Source organism: Bradyrhizobium sp. SMVTL-02 (genome assembly GCF_051853005.1).
Lineage (GTDB): Bacteria > Pseudomonadota > Alphaproteobacteria > Rhizobiales > Xanthobacteraceae > Bradyrhizobium.
Map to the genome: position 1 here is coordinate 5,749,211 of NZ_CP182469.1, position 15,885 is coordinate 5,765,095.

At 59.5% G+C, this 15,885-nt stretch carries 13 protein-coding genes, 1 pseudogene and 1 riboswitch; of the genes and pseudogenes, 2 read left to right on the forward strand and 12 right to left on the reverse strand.

From position 1 onward, the window contains the following. Nucleotides 1-1,077: 1,077 nt before the first annotated feature. Entirely contained in the window at nt 1,078-1,782 is a 705-nt protein-coding gene (locus ACNJYB_RS27520; RefSeq protein ID WP_439369653.1) for a Crp/Fnr family transcriptional regulator, read from the reverse strand. 175 nt (nt 1,783-1,957) lie between these two features. Then, nucleotides 1,958-2,137: a hypothetical protein gene (locus ACNJYB_RS27525; RefSeq protein WP_439369654.1), complete on the reverse strand. Its 180-nt coding sequence runs from the start codon at nt 2,135-2,137 to the stop codon at nt 1,958-1,960. Nucleotides 2,138-3,027: 890 nt separating this feature from the next. Next, a riboswitch (SAM-I-IV-variant riboswitch) is annotated at nt 3,028-3,126 on the forward strand. A 131-nt stretch (nt 3,127-3,257) separates the two neighbouring features. On the opposite strand from ACNJYB_RS27525, the pseudogene ACNJYB_RS27530 reads away from it, so the two are divergent. Beyond that, a pseudogene (locus ACNJYB_RS27530) lies at nt 3,258-3,721 on the forward strand (IS66 family transposase); the annotation flags it as partial. A 505-nt stretch (nt 3,722-4,226) separates the two neighbouring features. Here the strand turns inward: ACNJYB_RS27530 and ACNJYB_RS27535 are convergent. Together ACNJYB_RS27535 and ACNJYB_RS27540 are read right to left on the reverse strand one after the other, a co-directional pair. Beyond that, nucleotides 4,227-4,460 (reverse strand): DUF6894 family protein, encoded by a 234-nt coding sequence (locus tag ACNJYB_RS27535; RefSeq protein WP_439369655.1) that lies wholly within the window; start codon nt 4,458-4,460, stop codon nt 4,227-4,229. Then, nucleotides 4,457-4,705 (reverse strand): hypothetical protein, encoded by a 249-nt coding sequence (locus tag ACNJYB_RS27540; RefSeq protein WP_439369656.1) that lies wholly within the window; start codon nt 4,703-4,705, stop codon nt 4,457-4,459. The genes ACNJYB_RS27535 and ACNJYB_RS27540 overlap by 4 nt, the downstream gene beginning before the upstream one ends. Nucleotides 4,706-5,164: 459 nt before the next feature. Between ACNJYB_RS27540 and ACNJYB_RS27545 the strand changes: the two genes are divergently transcribed. Further along, nucleotides 5,165-6,113 (forward strand): IS630 family transposase gene (locus tag ACNJYB_RS27545; protein ID WP_439368321.1). Its coding sequence is split into 2 segments (ribosomal slippage): nt 5,165-5,500 and nt 5,502-6,113, totalling 948 coding nucleotides; the frame shifts between segments, so codons are not numbered across the junction. Between the two features lie 100 nt (nt 6,114-6,213). On the opposite strand, the gene ACNJYB_RS27550 is transcribed toward ACNJYB_RS27545, so the two are convergent. From ACNJYB_RS27550 to fumC, 8 genes are all read right to left on the reverse strand, one after another. Next, a complete protein-coding gene (locus ACNJYB_RS27550) occupies nt 6,214-6,492 on the reverse strand; it encodes a hypothetical protein (protein WP_439369657.1) in 279 nt (92 codons plus the stop codon). A 374-nt stretch (nt 6,493-6,866) separates the two neighbouring features. Continuing rightward, nucleotides 6,867-7,850 carry a cytochrome d ubiquinol oxidase subunit II gene (gene cydB, locus ACNJYB_RS27555; RefSeq protein WP_439369658.1) on the reverse strand — a complete coding sequence of 328 codons (984 nt, stop codon included), beginning with the start codon at nt 7,848-7,850 and terminating at the stop codon, nt 6,867-6,869. Then, nucleotides 7,847-9,250, reverse strand: coding sequence for a cytochrome ubiquinol oxidase subunit I (locus ACNJYB_RS27560; protein WP_439369659.1), 1,404 nt, complete (start codon nt 9,248-9,250; stop codon nt 7,847-7,849). The genes cydB and ACNJYB_RS27560 overlap by 4 nt, the downstream gene beginning before the upstream one ends. 23 nt (nt 9,251-9,273) lie before the next feature. After that, nucleotides 9,274-10,995 carry a ubiquinone-dependent pyruvate dehydrogenase gene (poxB, locus tag ACNJYB_RS27565; RefSeq protein ID WP_439369660.1) on the reverse strand — a complete coding sequence of 574 codons (1,722 nt, stop codon included), beginning with the start codon at nt 10,993-10,995 and terminating at the stop codon, nt 9,274-9,276. Between the two features lie 61 nt (nt 10,996-11,056). Beyond that, the gene (locus ACNJYB_RS27570) at nt 11,057-12,394 is read right to left on the reverse strand and encodes an NAD(P)/FAD-dependent oxidoreductase (RefSeq protein WP_439369662.1); all 1,338 of its coding nucleotides are present in this window, start codon (nt 12,392-12,394) and stop codon (nt 11,057-11,059) included. Between the two features lie 2 nt (nt 12,395-12,396). Continuing rightward, the gene (locus ACNJYB_RS27575) at nt 12,397-13,824 is read right to left on the reverse strand and encodes a threonine/serine ThrE exporter family protein (protein WP_439369663.1); all 1,428 of its coding nucleotides are present in this window, start codon (nt 13,822-13,824) and stop codon (nt 12,397-12,399) included. 27 nt (nt 13,825-13,851) lie between these two features. Next, nucleotides 13,852-14,400 (reverse strand): FUSC family protein, encoded by a 549-nt coding sequence (locus ACNJYB_RS27580; RefSeq protein WP_439369664.1) that lies wholly within the window; start codon nt 14,398-14,400, stop codon nt 13,852-13,854. Between the two features lie 14 nt (nt 14,401-14,414). Beyond that, complete coding sequence (fumC, locus tag ACNJYB_RS27585) at nt 14,415-15,851, reverse strand: class II fumarate hydratase (protein ID WP_439369666.1); 1,437 nt, start codon at nt 15,849-15,851, stop codon at nt 14,415-14,417. Nucleotides 15,852-15,885: the final 34 nt, after the last annotated feature.

The window sequence follows — 15,885 nt, forward strand, 5'->3', positions numbered from 1 at the left end:
AGCTTCCACTTAGGGAGGTGGAACCTATGGGGAAACGAAGTGCCCACCGCCGAATACTATTTGAAGCAAGCTGAGATCGCATCACGGTTGGCATTAGCAGAATCGGACCCGGAGAAAGCCCGGGCGATGCACATTATGACGCTAGACCTCTTCGATAAAGCGCAAAGGGCTCTGGTCAAAAACACCCCCACTCTGCCAGGGAGTCGCGCGCAGCCCCCTACCATCGAACGGCAGTAAGGCCACGTTCAGCACTCACGCCTTTGCAATCCAGCCGAAGACAAAAAGGAACGCTCCAGCCCACTCGAGCTGGAGCTTAGTTTTGGTATTCAACTGGCCACAGTGGCGCTAGTTCCCTAACGAGCAACCGCTCCTAATCTCTGTCCGCCCGACCCGCTTGCGGCCGCGGCGGCACGCTTCAGTTCTTCAATCTTGGGACCGTGACAATGCAAAATTCCGATTCGCCTTCGGCTCCGGTCGCCGTCTAACCAGTTCAACAAGTGCTATGCAACACACCGGCGACAAACGGCCTCAGCTGCGCCTGGCGCCGGTGTCGCTCGGGTCATGATCGCAGACTGGCAACTGACCCAATATCTCCGATCCACCTCAAGAGCTGACGACCGGAATTGCGCTCCGGGCGAGTCAACATTCGCAAAATGAAAAGAGGCCCTGACGCGCCCGGCATCAATTTCTAGTCCGGCACTGCTAATCGCAGCGGCGGATTCTGCGGACCGAACCGTCGTCGCGCTCGATCGTGACGGTGCGGCAACCACCGCGATATCCGCGATCATACCCGTGAGCGCGATAAGCGGGTCGATCGTACTCTCGGTAGTACCGCCGCTCCGGGCCCACTCTCACGCCGCCGAGTGGAGTATCAACCTCAACTTGAGCTGACGCGGGTGCAATGGAGATCGGCGTGGCGAGAGCGAAGCCAGCGACCGCCAGTACACCGGTCAATAGCAGAGTTCTCATACGAGTTCCTCCTAAGTAGTTGCACTTGCTCTCCAACACCGCAAGCAGGGGCAAGGTTCCTGCACGAAATCAATCCAAACGGCGAGCGGCGGTTGACCTAGGCAGCCTTTAATCATCGCTCGATGCGGCAATCGCTTCATACTGATCTTTCACCGCTCGGTAGCATTCGCAAACAGCCTCGTGCAGAAGATCTACATTCAGAAGGTGTATTTTGCCTCGCTTATATTCGATCAAACCGGCCTCGTGGAGCGTTTGAGCGGACAACGTGACACTCGTCCGTTGCACACCAAGCATCTCGGCCAGGAATTCTTGGGTAAAGTCGAGAGTGTCGCTACCGGCTAAATCCCTTGCCCGCAGCAGCCATCGGCAGAGCCGAGCCTCGACTGTGTGCGACGACATGCAGGCCGCTGATTGTTGTGCCTGCATGAACAGAGCTTGTTCATGGCGGATGAGTGTCGAAAGCATACTCACGCTTTGCAAGGCAATCGAAGCAAGATCACCGATGTCGCATACCAAGCTGCTGCCAGCCAATTGCACGATCGCTTGGTTCAGTGATTTTCTCCCGTCCAGCGCCGCCGATGCGCCAAGCACACCGTCAAGCCCGACCATCGCCGCCTCGACAGACGCCCCGGAACTAAGGTCAACCACCAGTGAGATGACGGCACCCGTCGGAAAATAAACTAGGGTGATGGGCTGACCGGTTTCATAAAGAATTTGCTTCTGTCGAAGCTGCACGCTTTTCAGATGAGGCTGGAGCGCCGCCGCGTCAGAGGACGACAAAGCATTGAGCAAACGATTGGCGAAATCGGCCATGGACCGCACTCCCACAGGCGGGAGCGCAATTGGTCTCTCAGCCACTGACGCCTGCGGCTCTGGGCCCGTGTCAGTGATAGAAGGCAATTCGTCAGAATGGTCGTCGTTCCTATGGTCAGGGAACCTCTGTTGGGTAGCCGACTTAGCAGCTAACGACACCGATAACTGCGGCGGCTTACTCTTGGGGTCGATAGGTCACTACCCAGCGCGTCTCTTGCCATAGCTCTATGGCGTGTCCATCCACCAACTGCTCAATACTGCGCTTGGCTTCCTCGTCATTGTCGCAGACAAGGTCGATGCGTTCCTTAATATGCCCGTCGTGACCGATGATGTAGGCGTAGTATCCGCTGGTCATGGCGTTATTTCGGACGCTGCAAGCCCGGGGACTTAAGCCAATCGCTTATGCGTGAAGCAGTTTCGGCTTGCCGAGCTCGCCGCATGAGCAACTCGCGGGCCGTGCTGCCTACCGCTTCCTTTTCGGCTGCTGCCTTAAATCGCTGAGCTTCTTCCGCAAGCCGCTCTTCGAAGGTTAAATCATGCTTTATGCGCCGCCGGGTTGCTCCCATGGCCAGTCCTCGCAAATGCTGATTGAGGGCCGGCCATTTAAGATGCAGCTCTGATCTTTGTCTGTATGGTACCCGACACTCCCTATCCGGCCACTGCATACGTTCGCGCGTAGCGCTCCACGCATGCTATAATCCGGTGTGTTTAATTCGAATTTTTCAATTCGCAAAGTATGCAAAGTATGCGGTCCCGATGCTCTATGTGCTGGACCTGGCTCGCATAGAAGTTGGCGAGGAGTCTCCGCGCTTCCGTCACGTCCGCTCCAAGACGCGTGAGCTCCGCAACACGCGCCTCCTGCTCCGCAACATGGCGCTCACCTTGGGCAACGTGCCGCTCGGCTTCCCTTAGGTGTCTCTGAAGCATGTCCCGGTCCATAAGACAGTCTACAGCAAATCGCGAAACGGTGGGTGGCTAATCGGTTGGAAGTCGGCTTCGGGTCATTCGCGCGCGCCGAGTGATTAGCACGTCCGGCGGAATCCGACAGGTCGCCGCTTGCCACTGCGCTCGAAGATATGCCTGGGTAACTGGTACCGGTACCTGGTCGCTCTCAATCCCGGCTATCGGCCCCGGGGGGCACCCCCACCCCTCAGTAACAGCTGCCAGCACCATCTACGGGTCTCGATCCGGCCTATGCCGGCGGCAATCTGGAATTTGACTTGGTTTGCAAATGGGCTATCTGTGAGGGTGCATCCTGAGAGGGCCTGACGGCCCCGCCAACCAGCCTTGACCGGCAACGGTGGCACGACGATGTGGCCCACATGGGCAACAGTAGGTCGCCAGTCCTCCAGATGCATGTGCCATCTTGGAGGATTTTTTATGTTGCAGTCTCGACGAGGATTTTTGATCGGTGCCGGCGCCCTGCTGAGTATCCCTCCATTGCGGGCCGCCTTGTTTGACGAACGCGATCGCGCGGCCGCACCGCCGACGAGCGGCGTGCCGTGCGCCAGGAGAGAAGCAAGCCGCTGCTCGACGACATGCACGCCTGGCTGCTACGCGAGCGAGAAACCCTCTCGCGCTCCTCCGAGGTCCTGAAACCCATGAATTACATGCTCAGGCGCTGGGCCGACTTTGCCCGCTTCCTCGACGATGGCAGGATCTGCCTCAGCAACAACGCCGCCGAAAGAGCGTTGCGCGGCATCGCCTTGGGAAGGCGCAATTGGACCTTCGCCGGCAGCCCGCGCGGCTCCGACCGCGCCGCCATCATGCTAACGACGATCACGACCTGTCGTCTTAACGATGTCGACGCCAAAGCCTGGCTCGCCGACGTCCTCGCCCAATCGCCGATCTTCCCGCTTCGCGTTTGCACGAACTGCTGCCTTGGGAATGGAAGCTCCTGCGTCAAGCCGACAAGCCCACCGATCAGCAAGCTGCCTAACCTTCACGCAGGGCTATCATAGCGCTACCCGGCCCCCGCGCGCATGCGTCAATCAGGCGGTCTCCGTCGTATGCGTACCGTGGAGGCGAGGCAGCGCCGCTGAAAAGAAGTGTTCATAGGCCATCACCAGAGATCTCCGCCTAGTTTTGCTCAACGACCAGGACTTCGCCTGTTTGAAGATTCGCCGAGCCAATCCGATCCACCAGAGCCCTTCAGGACCTTGAACGGGCGGCCGGCCCTCGGGAGGGAAAGGACCGGCGGCGGGGGAGCCCGGCGAGGTAGAATGGCCAGACGTATGCCGAGCCCAAGCTTCCTTTCAGGAAATCGTGACAGATGCGGATGCACGATGTTTGACGAACCACTTAGGACCTCCCCAACGCATGTAATGACGCTCGGGCCGATACGGATCGCAGGCGTCGCAATGAGCCTTCTCACGCTGCTCGCGACGTCGCTCGCCCGTCGCCGCAGCGGTGCCATCGGAGATCGAATTACGATCATGATGACCTCAATGGGGCCTACCGAGCACGAAAGCGAACGGGACGACAAACAGCTCTTCACCAAGGTCGTCTATGACGTGCAAAACCCAACTACGCCAATCTTCGATGCTTCGCCCCATGGTGAGTGATCTCACGACAGAGGCCGCGCGATCTCGCGCCTCAGCAAGATCTTCCACCACGGTGCCGCAGCTATCAACCAACTCCTCTTTGCTGTTGGAGCAGTGGAAATACACCTGGGTCATGTCCAGCCTCCTTCTAGCATCACTTCGTTTTCAAGCACCGCCTCGCTTTGGGCGTCAGCAGCAGCGCGAGCCAGCGCTTTCTCAGTATCAACGCGCGAAGCCTTCTCCGCCCGCCGCTCGTAGTTCTCGGCAAGCACCTTAAGTTGATATGCAATCGCCTGGTCAGTCATGGTCTTGGCCACGCGGAGCAAACTATGTGCAGTTTTCAGGCATTCCGTGGCTCGCCGTGAGATATCTATGGTCATGGTGCCCTCACGCGGTTCGCGGCGTTCTGGGCCAAGGCTGAAGCCGGGGCAGCCAGTCATAATCGCATGCCCGGCGAGCCTTGAAACGATCGACGCACTTCGTGGAACAAAGCGGAGTTTGCCAAGAGTAGTGCCGGACGAGACCAAATCTGCCGGCGCATACTGCGCAACGCGTGGCGTTACCGTGTCTTGGATTTTCGGAGTGCTTCACCATGGGTGTCTCCTCTTTCATTGGGCCATAATGCGCTCAGAGGGAGGGAATTGCTCGTTATGTTCTGTAAGCCAGCGTTAGTCGTTGCGAGACGTTGTGATTTCGCTATATGGGAATCGGGTTTGCGCGACAGTCGGCGGGTGGAACGCAACCGCTAGAGCGGTTCACGGATTTATTGAATCGGAAGGGATTCCGGGTCTGGGACGAATATGATTCAAGATGCTGGCTGGGCTGGAGGCCAGCATCCGATGGTCCGACCAATTTCCAACGATTTGCGTAAGCGTGCGGTATCCGCTGTTGCCAAAGGTGAGAGCTGCCGATCTGTGGCGGAACGGTTTGGCGTTGCTGTCTCGTCAGTTGTGAAGTGGTCACAGCGTTATCGAACGACCGGCTCGGTAGCGCCCGGCAAGATGGGTGGTCACCGCAAGCCTGTGCTTGATCCGCACCGCGCCTTCATCGTCGAGCGGATCACTCAGACGCCGCACCTGACGCTGCATGGTCTGAAGGCGGAACTGGCAGCCCGTGGGGTCAAGGTCTCACACAATGCGGTCTGGCTGTTCCTGCGCCGGGAAGGGCTGCGGTTCAAAAAAAACACTGTTCGCCCTCGAACAGGCTCGCGCCGACGTCTCTCGTAGGCGCTTGCGTTGGCGAGCCTGGCAGGCCGGGCTCGATCCGGGCCGGCTCGTCTTCATCGATGAGACCTGGATCAAGACCAACATGGCCCCTTTGCGAGGCTGGGGACCCAAAGGGGCGCGCCTGCGCGGCTTCGCTCCGCACGGTCACTGGCGTACCCTCACATTCCTCGGCGCGCTCCGCCATGACCAACTCACGGCACCCTGCGTCTTCGATGGCCCGATCAACGGTGAATGCTTCCGTGGTTACGTAAAGCACATTCTCCTGCCAACCCTGCGTGAAGGCGACATCGTCATTCTCGACAATCTCGGAAGCCATAAGTCGAAAGCCGTCAGGCAAATGATCAAGGCTGCTGGCGCCAGACTCTGGTACCTGCCGCCATACTCGCCCGACCTCAACCCAATCGAACAGGCCTTCTCCAAGATCAAACACTGGATGCGGCAAGCTCAGAAGCGCTCAATCGAGGAGACTTGGCGCCATATCGGTCACCTCGTCCAAGACATCCAGCCTCGCGAATGCGCCAACTACTTCGCCAGCGCCGGTTATGCTTCAATCAAAATGTGAAACGCTCTAGCAGGAATAGCTCGTGCGCGACGGACACAGCACCTATCCGTTTAGGCAGCGAGTCATGAAGCTGCGCGGTCAGGCCTGCTTCAACGATGCCTCATCCTGCTGAGCTGTTCCGCTCGCGTAGTCGGAGCAACGAAGCAATATCCTCGCCCGGGCTTAGATCGGTCGCCGTTCTGGCCATTCTTGAGAGAGCACCCTTTTCCGGAAAATCCTGCTCGATCCGGCAAGCCTGGCTGAAGTCATGGAGCAAGTCGATAGTGTGATCGTTGATCATGGCCCGCAGTTCGACGAAGCTCTTGTCGGGTTCGGAATAGGTATCGAGGATTTTCTGCGCGACTTGCTCGGCCTTTTCCAGGACCGCGTATGAGGACAAGACGCGCATCCGCGAGATGTGGAATAGAGACGAACCACACCCACAACGTCCGGTCGGTCGTGCTGGAGTGCGTGCATATAGCATTTGGCAGCGACTTCGATGAAATCGCGGTAGAGATCCTGGCGGCGCAAAGCCTGACTGGAGACCCATTGGGCCTGTACGACACTGCGCTGTGTAAACCAAGCCGCTGTCGCCGAGGTCAACCCTCCGATGGCAGCTCCGGCCAGTGCAGCGAGGCCTGGAATAACCGACGCATCCATCGTTCAGCGCCTCTTCTCGGCATCTGGCGGCGTGACTCGCACCGCACAGATCGTTCACCAACGAGGAGAGCGATGCCGCATCTTTGCCGCTCGCCGCGAAAAACAAGGTAATTCCTATTCGTTGCCCGCTTCCGCCACTCTTCCGTGGAACATACGGTAGACGACGAACGTGTAGACGAGCGTGAGGGGCATTACGAAGAGGCCGGCGCCCCAGAACATGAACGTTAGGCTCTCGTTCGGCGAGGCCGCTTGTCCGACGGTAAGCGCGAACGGAATCATGTAGGGCCAGAAGGAGCAGGCCAACGTGCCGAACGCCGCCGCAAAGATCAGCGCTGCGCATCTAAACGGAGCGAGATCGTTTCGTCGTCGCACGCCTCTCAGCAATCCGAACGCTGATACCACCCCGATCAGAGGAAATATCAATAGGTATGGGCGCTCAAACCAGCGGTTCATCAGACTCAGATGCATAGCGATCGCCAGAACAAACGCGGTGGCCAGAAAGGCAAGGACGCCAACTGTCAGTAGGGGGAGCAATTGGTAGGCGCGCCCCCGTACCTGTCCTTCGCACTTCCTCACCAGCCAGCTTGCGCCGAGCAGGCTGTAGCCAAGCACGAGCCCAAGGCCGCAGAGAGCGGCGAAGGGGCTGAACCAGCCAAAGATCCCGCCGATATAGTGACCCTCCTTCATGGGCAGACCCTCGACCAGCGCGCCAACCGTCATCCCTTGAATGAAGGTCGCGACCAGCGATCCGCCTGCAAAGCTGAGATCCCAGATCCAGCGAGAGCCGACCAGTGCTCTGGAGCGAAACTCGAAGGCGACGCCGCGCAGGATCAGTGCGCACAGCATAAGCACCAGCGGCAGATAGAACGCCGACAGGAGCGCAGCATAGACCGTTGGAAAAGCACCAAACAGGACAGTGCCTGTGATCACCAGCCAGGTCTCGTTGCCGTCCCAGACCGGCGAGATGGCGGCCAGCATCTTGCGCCGGCTGGATTCGTCCGCAAAGGGAAACAAGATGCCCACACCAAGGTCGAAACCGTCCAGCAGCACATAAAGCAAGATCGTCGTTGCAATCAGGCCTGCCCAAAACAGGATCATGTTGCACTCCCTTGCGCGGTTTCCGGAACAGGTTTGTTGCCCACAACAGCGAAGGAATACTTCGGATTGAGCGGAAGGATGGGCTTGGAACGGACGGGGCCTGCCCTCAAGAGGCGATTGACATAAAGCATTCCGAAACCGAAGATGACGAGATAGACAACGGCGAAAATGATCAAAGAGACTGTCACTGCCTGGACCGTGAGCGTGGGCGTGACGGCATCTGCCGTTCGAAGCACACCGTAGACGCTCCAGGGCTGACGGCCCACTTCGGCGGTAAACCATCCTGTCAGCGTCGCAATGAACGGCAGCGGAAAGCTCAGGAATGTCGCCCACAGCAACAGGCGCTCGCCTTTCCTTCGATCGAGCAGAAGATAAAGTGAGCCAAGCCACGCCAGCGCCATCATCAGAAGACCGCAGCCGACCATCACCCGGAAGGCAAAGAATGGGATCAAGACGGGCGGTCGGTTTTCCTTGGCAAAGCTGGTGAGCCCAACCTCCTTCGAGACGAGCCGCATCGAGGCAATGAGGCTGCCGAGATAGGGGATCTTCAGTTCGAAACGATTTTCCTCCCTCGCCTCGTCGGGAATGGCAATCAAGACCTCGCTGGCGGGCTGCTCGTCATGCCAACGGCCCTCAATTGCCGCAAATTTGGCGGGCTGCCGCTCGTGGACGTAGTCGCCGTTCAGGTGCCCAAAGAACAATTGAATGGGCACCAGGAGAGCTGCAAGAAAGAGCCCCATGCGCAACATCAGCATGCCTTCCACCGCGAATTTGCTGTTCAAGCGGTACCAAGCGCCGGTCGCCGCGACACAAAACGCGCCTGTCAGATAGGCGGCGATCAGCATGTGGGGAAAACGGACCCAAACGACCGGACTGAAAATGATCGCCTGCCACTCGGTCGGGACAAACACACCCTTCTCGATCGCGTAACCGACGGGAGCCTGCATCCAGCTATTATTGACCATGATCCAGAAGGCACTGAACGTCGTACCGAGTGCCACCATCATGGTTGAGAACAGGTAGATCGGCGGCGACACCCGGCTTCGTCCAAAGATCAATACGCCGAAGAATGATGCTTCCAGCGCAAAGGCGGTGAAGCTCTCATAGGTGAGCAACGGCCCCTGAATCGGCCCCGTCACCTGTGACAGCCGGCTCCAGTTCATGCCGAATTCGAATGCCAGCACGATCCCCGAGACGACACCGAGGCCAAACGTCACGCCGAATATCTTCAGCCAAAATTCGAACAGGCGACGGTAGACCGGTTTGCCGGTGACCAAGTGACAGGCCTCAAGCACCGTGAGCCACGCAGCAAGGCCAATCGTAAACGAAGGAAAAATGATGTGGAACGAGACCGTGAAGGCAAACTGCACCCGAGACAATAGAAGAGCGGTCCACTCCATCGCTTCAGTCCTTTTTCCAGCTTTCAGCGCCTCAGGTTGACATTTGCGAGATCGATAAGTTGGCTCGCTCGGCCGTCGAGCACCGCCTTCATCATAAACATACCGAAGTGATAGGCCTCGCCGAGCGTCGTCTCGGGCGGCATCGCCAGTTCCTGCCTAGCGCTCACCACGTCGACCAGAACCGGTCCTTTGTGCGCCAGCGCAGTTTCCAGCGCAGCTCTCAGGTCCTGCGGCTTCTCGACCCGGATGCCACGAACGCCCATCGCATCGGCCATGGACGCGAAGTTGGGATTCTTGAGATCGCAACCGGTGTCCAGGAAGCCGCTTGCCTTCATTTCCATTTCGACGAAGCCGAGCGTCCCGTTGTTCAGCACGACAACCTTGACCGGCAGGCCCGTCTGGATCAGCGTGATGAAATCTCCCATCATCATGCTGAAACCGCCGTCGCCCGACATCGAGATCACCTGGCGTTGCGGATATGCTGCTTGAGCACCGATTGCTTGCAGCATGCCATTAGCCATCGATCCATGGTTGAACGAGCCGATGATCCGCCGCCTCCCGTTGACCTTGAGATAGCGCGCCGTCCAGATGATCGGCGTTCCCACATCGCAGGTGAATACGGCATCGTCAGCCGCCAGCTCGTTCACCAGTCGCATGACATACTGGGGATGAATGATCGTACTATTCGGCCCACTCTCCGCCAGCGCATCGAGGTCCTTGCGCGCCTTTTTGTAGTCGGCCAAGGCGTCGTCGAGATGGCTTGAGTCCGCTTTCTCCCTGATCGCCGGCAGCACAGCTTCCAGGGTGTCCTTGACCGTGCCCAGCAGGCCAAGATGAAGTGAGCATCGATTTCCGAGCGCTTCGGGCCGCACGTCGACCTGCGCTATTTTTGCACGTTCTGGATAAAATGCCCGGTAAGGAAAGTCCGTCCCTAGCAACAGCAGCGCATCGCAGTACTTCATGGCAGCGTAGCCTGACGCAAACCCCACGAGTCCAGTCATGCCGACGTCATAGGGATTGTCGTATTCGATGAATTCCTTGCCCCTAAAAGCGTGCACGATCGGGGCTTTCAGTTTGCGGGCCAGCTCGACGACCTGGGAATGCGCGCCCGCGCAACCAGCACCACAGAAAAGCGTCACCCGGGATGACTGGTTGAGAAAGCTCGCAAGATGTCCGACATTCTCCGTGCTTGGACGCAGAACGGGTGGCGTTGGCACAATCCATTCCGGAACCTCGGCGTCCAGCTTCATCAACGCGACGTCGCCCGGCAGGACCACCACGGCAACACCACGTCTTGCGACGGCGACCCGGATGGCACGCTTGAGAATCTGTGGAAGTTGCTTTGGATTTGAGACGAGTTCGACGTAGTGGCTGCAATCCTTGAACAGGCTTTCGGGATGGGTAGCCTGGAAATAGTCGATTCCGATCTCGCTGCTCGGGATATGCGCGGCAATCGCCAGAACCGGCACGCCGTTCCGCTGGCAGTCAAACAACCCGTTGATCAGATGCAGGTTGCCCGGACCACAGCTTCCGGCGCAGACCGCCAGCCCCCCCGTGAGATGAGCTTCGGCGCCCGCCGCAAAGGCGGCGGCTTCTTCGTGACGCATATGGACCCAGTCAATCGACTTCCTCCGTCGCATCACGTCGGTGAGGCCGTTGAGAGAGTCTCCCACGACCCCGTAAATCCGCGTGACACCGGCCTTCTCGAGCACCTCGACAAGAAATTCAGCGGCTGTCCTGCTCATGTTCTAAAGCCCTTCGGTTGGAGTTCGCCGCACCCTGCAGGTGTAAATGGCTTATCGGATCTCAGCCATTCGGCTTCCGCGGTGGCTCGGGAATCAGGCGCGAGCTGCGCTGGCCGGTGAAATAAGACCAGAGCCATTGGCGCTGTACGCGAAGGCGGTTCTGCAATTGCGGCAAGGAGAGGATGTGGACCATCGCCCACACAAGAAATGTTAGGAAGCCGCTTGTGCGCAGCCTGCCACGCTCCAGCACTGCGAAGTTCTTGCCGACGACGGCCATATTGCCCTTGTCGAAATAGCGAAACGGCCGCCTGACCTTTCGCCCCCTCAGCTCCTTTGCGATCAGCCGCCCGACGTAGCGCCCTTCCTGAATCGCGGCCTGCGCCACGCCCGGCACCAGATGCTCGTCTTGGATGACCGACGCTGCATCGCCGGCGACAAACACTCCAGGGACGTCCGCTACCTTGAGGAACGCATCAACGAGGGCCCGACCGGCGTGGTCAGTTTTGGTACCCAGCACCTTTGCGAGCGGTGATGCAGCGACCCCCGCCGTCCATAGGACAGTGGCGCTCGGGATCCTGTTTCCACCAGCTATTACGCCCTGCTCGTCGACCGTCTCGACCTTGACACCCGTCAAGACCTTCACGCCCAACTTTTCCAGATGCCTCGTTACCCTGCGCGACAGCCGCTCGGCGAAAGTTGGCAGCACCCGTTTGCCCGCATCGAGCAGAATGATGCTCGCCTTTGCCGGATCAACGCGACGGAAGTTGCCGCGCAGCGTAACCTTGGCCATTTGAGCCAGAGACGCAGCGAGTTCGACGCCGGTTGGGCCTGCGCCAACCAGCACAAACGTCATCTGTCGCGCGCGTTCATTCCCGTCCTCGGTCGCCGCAGCCAGTTCAAACGCACCCAGGATTTTGGTCCGGATGGTCTCGGCGTCGCTCAGGGTCTTGAGGCCCGGGGCGAATTGCGCAAACTCGTCGTGCCCGAAGTAGCTGGGGCGCATGCCGGTCGCGACCACCAGATAATCGAACGCAATCTTGCGGATGCCTACGCCGGGGGCGGACGAAGCCTCGATCGTGCGGGAAGCAACGTCAACGCCGGTAACTTCCGCCAGGATCACACTGAGGTTTCGCTGCTTTACCTCGAGCTGGCGGATCGGTGCTGCGATCTCCGCGGGCGAGAGGACTGCCGTCGCCACCTGGTAAAGCAGCGGCTGGAATATGTGGTGGTTGCGTCGATCGATCAGCACGACATCGGCATCGGCGTGCCGTAGCGCGCGTGCCGCCGCTAGTCCCGCGAAGCCAGCGCCGACGATTACGACGCGCTTGCGCTCCGACGCCAGCGCTTCGTCGACCACTGCTGCTTGGTCGGGCTGATTATCCAACAGGATCGCACTCATGATCACCTCTTGTATGCGTTTGTCATTGACGGCTTTCGCCGATGTTCGGCTGCATTTCGACCAGATGGCCGCATCTTCAGCCCCCCTCGAGCTTGCCGGTGCCAATCGCCGAAGTGATCGATTGCCATCTTTGGCACCACCAGGCCGACACTCATCGCCAATATGATGGCGAGCGCGATTACGCCATCTCCGATGGTCGTGCCAACCAGTTGTGACGTTTGCTGTGTCGCAGCCGCGATCTGCCACAGTCCGCTCATCGTTCTGAAGACGTAGACGCCCGGTATCATTGACACCACCGACGCAAAGCCGATCGCGGCAAACGGCAGATGCCAGCGACGTGAAACCGGAGTGAGCAGAACGCCGACGACAACGCAGGCCACGAGGGCACCTGCGACCAAGCCAAGGCCGAGCTCTGTGATTGCAATCCAGCGTAAGGCATGGGCCAACATGCCGACAGCGATCGGCCATCCGAGCATCTTCAGTGGAGTCGAAAAGAACACGCTGTAGCAAGCCACCGCAACGCCAGCCGCAACGACATCGAACCCCATCGGCACGGCCAGGCCCGGCGGATCGATCGGCAGCGACGCTCGGAACGGCACGAGCCCGAGCAGCAGTCCGGCGGAGATCGCGGCGAGAACGAGACCGGCATAGATCAAGCGGGCCGCACCGAGATGAATGCGACCGCCGATCAGGTCAAGCGTCCCGTTTAGAATGTGCGGACCTGGAACCAACACCATGCAAGGGCAGACGACGACGAGCCGCAGTGCGGTGCTCAATTGACAACGCACCGCCAGTCCCCCGATGAGGCCCGCGAGAAGCGCGGCGCAGAACGGCTGAATGAAGATGTTCGTGCTCACGCGGGCGATAGCGCGGCGGACCAAAGCGCCCATTGCCGCGCTCGCAAAGATCACGAGTGCGGCCATCTGGTGCTGAGCGCCGAAGATAATTGCCAACGCGATTGCTCCTGCCCCCGCAGCCAGGGCGAACAGCCAGGTCGGTGCCGGCGGCTGGTTGTTGATAGCGTCGATGCGATTGCGTGCTTCGTCGAGGGAAAGCCGATCAGCCTCGATGTCTGCAATCGCCTGCATTGCGGAATCGACGCGGCCCATGTCCACGCCGGTGGGAAAGGCTGCGACCTCCCAGACCCCTGGGACCCCGCCACTTTCTCTCCGCAGTACCAGTTCACCCCAGCGCGGCAACAGTTCGGCGCGGACCCCAGCTCTGTCGCCGATCCGCCGGACTGCGCCGCCGACCTGTTCCGTTGACTGGCCGTTAATATAAAGCACTTTTGCGAACCTAAGGATCAAGTCACAGCGATCGTCGCTGATTTCGGTGTATTCCAGCCGCGAGGAACGAAGCGACTTCGGTTCTCCGCCTCGTGAGTTTTCACCGGGGGTACCGGCGACTGTCTCGTCAACCAGATCAGTCATATCGCGTACCTTTTGGGTGCATCGAGGCTAAGCTGGATCCGATGCCTGCCGCGCGCGGATGAATCTCTGGAGCAAATGAAAGCCGATCCGCTGGCAAACAACGCCAATCGCGATGCCGACCACGGTATCGAGGAGGCGCAGCAGTGGTTGTCGCCAGCTATCGTGTGGGTCCATAATGGCAACAACCATCACGACGACAGTTGTGATTCCGGTCGTGATGATGTCGCCTCGCCGGCGCAGGAAAACCATGACGACGGTGCCGATCGCTAACAGAATTGCGATACCCAGCGGTGTGGCTGGGAAGAACCAGAGATAGGGGAGGCACAATGCGAAGCTGACACATGTCGCGATCAGCCTCGCGAGCCCTGCGGAAGCGCTATCAAGCTCCCTTTCCCTGAACACGAAAACGGCGGCAACGGCGGCCCACATCCCGCCGAGAAGATCAGTCGGCGTGTCGACAAGTCGCGTCAGGCCCGCCGTCATCGCCCCGTATGACAGGAGGGCGGCAACGGCCATTTCCAAGGCGTATGCGAAATCCACGAGGGTGATGTTCGCCCGTTCTTCAATTTCGGACATAGCTTCGCGTTCCCTCAACCCACGGGGCTATCTGCCTTGGCCGGCTCGCCCGCCTTGGCCACATACGGCGTCACCATCTTGGCGGGGTCGACGACCCGGTCAAACTCCTCCTCGCTGACGAACCCGAGCTTGAGCGCGGCGGCCTTCAGCGTGAGATCGTTGTCCATCGCGTAATGCGCGATCTTCGACGCCTTGTCGTAGCCGATCACAGGCGCAAGCGCGGTCACCAGCATCAGCGAACGCTCGAGATACTCGTTGATCTTCCTCAGGTTGGGCTTCGTCCCTTCCACCAGGAACTTGCGAAAATTGAAGCAGCCGTCGCTCAGGATCGTGATCGAGTGCGCGATGTTGAAGATCATCAGCGGCTTGTAGACGTTCATCTCCAGGTAACCGCCGGCGCCGCCAAAGCCGACCGCGACGTCGTTACCCATGACCTGCACCGCGATCATGGTCAGCGCCTCGCACTGCGTGGGGTTGACCTTGCCCGGCATGATGGAAGAACCTGGCTCGTTCTCCGGGATATTCAGCTCGGCAAATCCGGCGCGAGGTCCGCACGACAACAGGCGGATGTCGTTGGCGATCTTGTAGAGCGAAACCGCAAGGGTGCGCAGCGTTCCCGACAATTGCACCAGCGCGTCGTGGGCGCCTTGCACCGTGAACTTGTTCGGCGCGGTTACGAACGGGAGACCCGTGAGTTTGGCGATTTCGGCCGCTGCCGACTCGGCAAAGCCGGGGGCGGAATTGATGCCGGTGCCGACCGCCGTGCCGCCGAGCGCGAGTTGATACACAGCCGGCAACGACGCTTCGATCCGAACGAGATCATCCGTCAGCATGCCAGCATAGCCCGACCATTCCTGGCCCAACGTCAGCGGCGTCGCATCCTGCATGTGCGTGCGGCCGATCTTGACGACCTTGTCCCATTCCTTCGCCTTGGCAGCAACGGCATCGCGCAATGCGGTGACCGCGGGGACCAGGCGCTGCTTAACGTTCACGGCGGCCGCGATGTTCATAGTCGAGGGAAAGGAATCGTTCGACGATTGCGCCATATTGACGTGATCGTTGGGATGAACAGGCGCGTGGCTGCCGAGCGCCGTGCCGGCAAGCTGGCAGCAGCGATTCGAGATCACTTCGTTGACATTCATGTTGAACTGCGTGCCACTACCGGTCATCCAGACGTGTAGAAGGAACATGTCGTGATGCTTGCCGGCGAGGATTTCGTCGCAGGTCTGGACGATCAGCTTGTATCTGGCTTGATCCAGCCGTCCGCTGGCATGGTTGGCGGTTGCGGCCGCCCTCTTCAGGGTCGCGTAACCCGTGATCATCTCGCGGGGGATCAAGTCCTTGCCGATGCTGAAATGCTCCAGCGATCGCTGCGTCTGGGCGCCCCACAGCTTGTCGGCGGGCACTTGCACAACACCGAGGCTATCGGTTTCTTTCCTGAACTGGGTCATTGGTGTTTCCTTGCTCGTGGCTGTATTTCCGCAC